Consider the following 6,582-nt stretch of genomic DNA (forward strand, 5'->3'; position numbering starts at 1 on the left):
CTCAGCGGTTGCCCACGCCGACCGGCGCCTGGGTGTCGTCGGTGATATCCACTCGCACTTTCTGCCTTACCTCGGGCTTGAGTTCGGCCGCGATCGCTTCGAACACGGCCTTGGCGCGACGCAGTCCCAACTGGACGTTGTAGGCGCTCGCGCCGCGCTTGTCGGCGCGGCCGACGATGCCGATGGCACCGCTGCCCTGCTGGTTGAGCGTCTTGGCGATTTCGCCGATGAGGGCGCGGTACTGCGGCTTGATCGTGGCCTGGTCGGTGTCGAACAGCACCTCGCCCAGGCGGATCGCAGGATCCAGGCTGACCAGGGTCGCGTCGGTACCGGCGACCACGTCCACCTTGACCTTGCTCGCCAGCGCCGGATCGCCTTCGATCTGCTTGAGCAGCTCGGCCTGCACCGCGCGGGCGCGGGCGAAGGCCAGGGCCTCCTCATCGGCCTGCGCGGCGACGGTGACGCTGCCGCCGCCGGCATCGCGCAGGCGAGAGGCGATCTGGCCGAACATCGGCGCGTAGCTCTCCTTCACCTTGGCGCTGCCGGCTTCGAACATCACCTCGCCGAGCTCCACGTCGGTCTCCGACTTGGCCCCGGAGACTTCGCCCGGCGGCAGCTTGACGCCGAAGTCGAAGCGGGTCGGGATGCCCTGGGTGATGCGGCGCACGCGCGGGTTTTCGGTGGTGAACACCGAGCCCGGCGGCAGCGTGGCCGGATCGACCTTGAGGATGAAGTTGCGGCCGCGCGCGGCGTTGCCGCCGTCGATGCCTTCCAGGTGGTAACGGCCGTAGGCGTCGGTTTCCATGATCAGACCTTCCACCGATGCGATGCGCACGCCCGGAATGCCGCGCTCATCGATGCCGTTGTTGCGGATCGTGTAGGAGACGACGTAGCCGGCCGCGCCCTGGCTGACCTGGCGCGTGACCTGCAGGTCCTGCGCGGTCAACCCCTTGGCCGCGTCGCCGCGGATGCGTTCGACCGTGCTGCGGCCGTCGGCGCCCATGCGCACGGTGGTGCCTTCGTCGGTGGTCAGCACGAAGTCGTCGGTGAAGGCCAGCTCGCTCAGGGTCTGGCGCACCACCACTTCGCGCGCCGGCATCGCCGCCGAACCGCGGCCGTCGATGCGGCCCAGGGCGATGCCGTGCAGCATCGGCGCGCTCGCGTCGGGCTCGGCGACCGGGCCTTCGCCGCGATCGACCGTGGTCGAACCGGCGACGTAGGCGTTCGGCGCGAAGCCGCCCTGCACGCGCACGCCGGTGGCCTTGGCCGGATCCTGCCAGCCGTCGCCGTCGCGGTCGTCGAACACGCTGCCGACCAGCAGGCTGTCTTCCAGCAGCGGATCGCCGGCCATGGTCACTTCGGCGGTGGCGTCGTTGGAGATCTTGGTGCCCTTGTCGTCGTAACCGGCGACCTGGTTCTTGTGCGTGCCCTTGCCCACGCCAGCGCCGACGCGCAGGAAGTAGCTCACGGTGGCCTTGCCGCCGATCGCCACGTCGATGCCGCCGATGCGCAGCGGGTTGGCGCTGATCACCACGCCGTTCCTGTTGTCGTCGTCCACGGTCAGCGAGTTGTCGACGAAGGTGAAGCCGGCCGGCGGGATGTCGAGCAGGGTGGCGTTCACCGCCGGCGAGTCGCCGACGTTCTCGATCGACACGCTGTAGCGGACCAGGTCGCCGATCTTGACCTCGCGCACCGCCGAGGTCTTGACCAGGCGCAGCACCGGCGCGTTGGCGATCACGGTGATGGTCACCGTGGCGTTGGCGCACACCGGCGTCGGCGAGGAGGTGTCGCAGACGCGGTAGGTGAAGCTGTCGGTGCCGGCGAAGAACTGCTTCGGCGTGTAGGTGCACGAACCCGCCGAGCAGGTCACGGTGCCGTTGGCCGGCTGGCCGACGACCGTCACCGAGGCCGGATCCAGCGGCGCGCCGGTCACGGTGTCGTTGCCGACCACGTTGATGGTCACCGGAGTCTGCTGGTTGGTCTGCGCGGTGTCGGGGTTGGCGGTGACCTTGTTCGGTTGCACGGTCACGTTGACCTTGGCGGTCGCGCAGTTGGTCGGGTTGAGCTTCTCGCAGATCGTGTAGGTGTAGACGTCGTCGCCGCTGAAGTTGTTGCGCGGCGTGTAGGTGATGGTGCCGTCGCTGTTGACCACGGTGGTGCCGTTGGCCGGGTCGGTGCTGACGGTGATGGTCACCAGGTTCGGATCGATCGGCGCGCCGTTGAGCGTGTCGTTGGCGATCACGTTGGTGCTCACCGGCGTGTTCTGCGGGGTCGTGCCGGTGCCGCCGGCCGGGTCGTCGGTGGCGGTGATCGCCGGCGCCGACACGGTGATGGTGACCGTCGCGGTGTCGCAGTTGCTCGGGTTCAGCACTTCGCACAGCTGGTAAGTGACGGTGTAGGTGCCGGCCGGAGTGTTCGGCGCGACATCGACGTGGCCGTCGGCCTTGACCGTCAGCGGGCCGTTGCTGTTCGGCTTGACGGTGACGTCGGCCGGGTTGACCGCGCTGCCGCCCAGGGTGTCGTTGCCGAGCACGTTGACCACGTTGGTGCCGCCGGTGGCGCCGTTGACCGGCGTGGCGACGATGTCGTCGACCGCGTCGATCGGCGCGGCGTCGACGGTCACCGCGACGGTCGCGGTGGTGCAGTTGGCCGGGTCGGCGATTTCGCAGATCCGGTACTCGACCGTGTAGCTGCCCTTCGGCGTGCCCGGAGCGACATGCACCGCGCCGGTGGCCGGATCCAGGGTCACCTTCGGATCGGAGGTGGAGACCTGGCTGATGGTCACCGTGGCGGTGGTCGCCGGCTGGCCGTTGAGGGTGTCGTTGCTGAGCACGTTGGCCACCGCGGTGCCGCCGGCGGCGCCGTTGGCGACGGTGCCGGCGTCGTTGTTGGCCACGATCGGACGGCGCTGCACCGGGGTGGTGGTGGTCGCGGTCACCGGCGTGGTGATCTCGGTCGAGGTCACGCCGGCGTTGTTGACGATGTTGCCGCTGGCCGCGTCGGCCTGGACCACGGTGTAGTTGCCGGTGACGGTGCACACCGCGCTCGGGCCGGTCGGCGCCATGTCCGGGCAGGTCCAGCTCGACGGCGTGGTTTTGCTGTCGGTGATGACCACGTTGTGCAGGGTGACGTTGCCGGTGTTGGTGGCGGTCAAGGTGTAGGTCAGCACGTCGCCGATGGTGATGGTGCCGCTGGAATCGTTGTCGGCGTAGCTGGTCTGGGCCTTGGCCAGGGTCATCTGCGGGTTGCGCGTCGGCACCGGCGTCGAGGTGGCGGTGTTGTTGCCGCTGTTCGGGTCGGAGGTCGGCGAGGTCGCGGTCGCGGTGTTGGCGTAGCTGCCGGTTTCCAGCACGCGCGCGACCACGGTCAGGGTCGCGTTGGCGCCCGCGGCCAGGTTGCCCACGGTCCAGGCGGTGCCGTTGTAGGTGCCCACGCTCGGCGTGGCCGAGACGAAGGCGTAGCCGTTGGGCAGCGGATCGTTGACCACCACCGCGTCGGCCGCGGACGGGCCGGCGTTGCTGACTTCGATGGTGAAGGTCACGTTGCTGCCGACCGGCGGCGCGGCGTTGTCGACGGTCTTGACGACGGCGAGGTCGGCCGAGGCCACCGGCGACGGCGTGCTGGTGGAGCTGTTGTTGCCCGGGGTCGGGTCGCCCGTGGTCGAGGTCGCCGTCGCGGTGTTGGCGTAGTTGCCGGTCGCCAGCACCGTCGCGGTGACGGTCAGCGTGGCGCTGGCGCCGTTGGCGAGCGTGCCGACGGTCCAGGCGGTGCCGTTGTAGGTGCCCACGCTCGGGTTGGCCGAGACGAAGGTGTAGCCGCTGGGCAGCGCATCGTTGACCACCACCGCGTCGGCCGCGGACGGACCGTTGTTGCTGACCACGATGGTGAAGGTGACGTTGGTGCCGACCGTCGGGTTCGGGTTCGACGCGGTCTTGACCACGGCCAGGTCGGCCGAGGCCACCGGGGTCGGGGTGTTGGTCGCGGTGTTGTTGCCCGGGGTCGGGTCGCCGGTGGTCGAGGTCGCGGTGGCGGTGTTGGCGTAATTGCCCGTCGCCAGAACCGTCGCAACGACGCTCAGGGTCGCGTTGGCGCCGTTGGCCAGGGCGCCGACGCTCCACACGCCGGTGCCGCTGTTGTAGGTGCCCACGCTCGGCGTCGCCGAGACGAAGGTGTAGCCGCTCGGCAGCAGGTCGTCGACCGCCACCGCGGCCGCGGCGGACGGGCCGTTGTTGGCGACGGTGACGGTGAAGGTGATGTTGCTGCCCACCGTCGGCGTCGCGGTCGAGGCGGTCTTGGTCACGGCCAGGTCGGCCGAGGCCACCGGCGTCGGCGTGCTGGTCGAGGTGTTGTTGCCCGGAGTCGGGTCGCCGGTGGTCGAGGTCGCCGTGGCGGTGTTGGCGTAGTTGCCCGTCGCCAGCACGGTCGCGGTGACGGTCAGGGTTTCGCTGGCGCCGTTGGCGAGCGTGCCCACGGTCCACACGCCGGTGCCGTTGTTGTAGGTACCGGTGCTGGCGTTGGCCGAGACGAAGGCGTAGCCGCTCGGCAGCGCGTCGTCGACCGCCACCGCGGCGGCGTCGGACGGGCCGTTGTTGCTGACCACGATGGTGAAGGTGATGTTGGTGCCCACCGTCGGCGTCGCGGTCGAGGCGGTCTTGACCACGGCCAGGTCGGCCGAGGCCACCGGCGTCGGGGTGCTGGTCGCGGTGTTGTTGGCGGTGTTCGGGTCGCCCGTGGTCGAGGTCGCGGTGGCGGTGTTGGCGTAGTTGCCGGTCGCCAGAACCGTCGCGACGACGCTCAGGGTCGCGTTGGCGCCGTTGGCCAGGGTGCCGACCGCCCACACGCCGGTGCCGGCGGTGTAGGTGCCCACGCTCGGCGTGGCCGAGACGAAGGTGTAGCCGCTCGGCAGCAGGTCGTCGACCGCCACCGCGGCGGCGGCGGACGGGCCGTTGTTGGCGACGGTGACGGTGAAGGTGATGTTGGTGCCCACCGTCGGCGTCGTGGTCGACGCGGTCTTGGTCACAGCCAGATCGGCCGAGGCCACCGGCGTCGGCGTATTGGTCGAGGTGTTGTTGCCCGGGGTCGGGTCGCCCGTGGTCGAGGTCGCCGTGGCGGTGTTGGCGTAGTTGCCCGTCGCCAGCACGGTCGCGGTGACGGTCAGGGTTTCGCTGGCGCCGTTGGCGAGCGCGCCGACCGTCCACACGCCGGTGCCGTTGTTGTAGGCGCCGGTGCTGGTGGTGGCCGAGACGAACGCGTAGCCGCTCGGCAGCGCATCGTCGACCGCCACGCCGGCGGCGTCGGACGGGCCGTTGTTGCTGACCACGATGGTGAAGGTGATGTTGCTGCCCACCGTCGGGGTCGCGCTCGACGCGGTCTTGACCACGGCCAGGTCGGCCGAGGCCACCGGCACCGGGGTGTTGGTCGCGGTGTTGTTGCCCGGGGTCGGATCGCTGGTGGTCGAGGTCGCGGTCGCGGTGTTGGCGTAGTTGCCGGTCGCGCGCACGGTGGCGACGACGGTCAGGGTTTCGCTGGCGCCGTTGGCCAGCGCGCCGACGGTCCAGGCGCCGGTGCCGGCGTTGTAGGCGCCCACGCTCGGCGTGGCCGAGACGAAGGTGTAGCCGTTCGGCAACAGGTCGTTGACCACCACCGCCGCGGCCGCGGACGGGCCGTTGTTGGCGACGGTGACGGTGAAGGTGATGTTGGTGCCCACCGTCGGGGTCGCGCTCGACGCGGTCTTGGTCACCGCCAGGTCGGCCGAGGCCACCGGCGTCGGCGTGTTGGTCGAGGTGTTGTTGCCCGGGGTCGGATCGCCGGTCGGCGAGGTCGCCGTGGCGGTATTGGCGTAGTTGCCCGTCGCCAGCACCGTCGCGGTGATGTCGAGCGTGGCGCTGGCGCCGTTGGCCAGGGTGCCGACGGTCCAGGCGCCGGTGCCGTTGTTGTAGGCGCCCACGCTCGGCGTGGCCGAGACGAAGGCGTAGCCGCTCGGCAACGGATCGTTGACCACCACCGCGGCGGCGTCGGACGGGCCGTTGTTGCTGACCGCGATGGTGAAGGTCACGTTGGTGCCGACCACCGGGGTCGGGTTGGACGCGGTCTTGACCACGGCCAGGTCGGCCGAGGCCACCGGCGTCGGCGTATTGGTCGAGCTGTTGTTGGCGCTGTCCGGGTCGCCCGTGGTCGAGGTCGCCGTGGCGGTGTTGGCGTAGCTGCCGGTCGCGCGCACGGTGGCGACGATCTGCAGGGTCTCGCTGGCGCCGTTGGCCAGCGCGCCGACGGTCCAGGCGCCGGTGCCGTTGTCGTAGGTGCCCACGCTCGGCGTGGCCGAGACGAAGGTGTAGCCGCTCGGCAGCGGATCGTTGACCACCACCGCGGCCGCATCGGACGGGCCGTTGTTGTTCAGCGCGATGGTGAAGGTGACGTTGGTGCCGACCGTCGGGGTCGCGCTCGACGCGGTCTTGACCACGGCCAGGTCGGCCGACGCGGTCGGCGACGGCGTGCTGGTCGCGGTGTTGTTGGCGGTGTTCGGGTCGCTGGTGGTCGAGGTCGCGGTCGCGGTGTTGGCGTAGCTGCCGGTCGCGCGCACGG

The 6,582-nt window shown here is 70.4% G+C and carries 1 protein-coding gene; it reads right to left on the minus strand.

Features of this window, described 5'->3' with window-relative positions; all coding sequences use genetic code 11:
- Position 1: 1 nt before the first annotated feature.
- Positions 2–6,580, minus strand: a complete 6,579-nt coding sequence (locus tag A7A76_RS18310) for a DUF7507 domain-containing protein (protein ID WP_206412551.1) — start codon at positions 6,578–6,580, stop codon at positions 2–4.
- Positions 6,581–6,582 lie beyond the last annotated feature (2 nt).

The organism is Lysobacter enzymogenes, assembly GCF_017168095.1.
Taxonomy (GTDB): Bacteria; Pseudomonadota; Gammaproteobacteria; order Xanthomonadales; family Xanthomonadaceae; genus Lysobacter; species Lysobacter enzymogenes_D.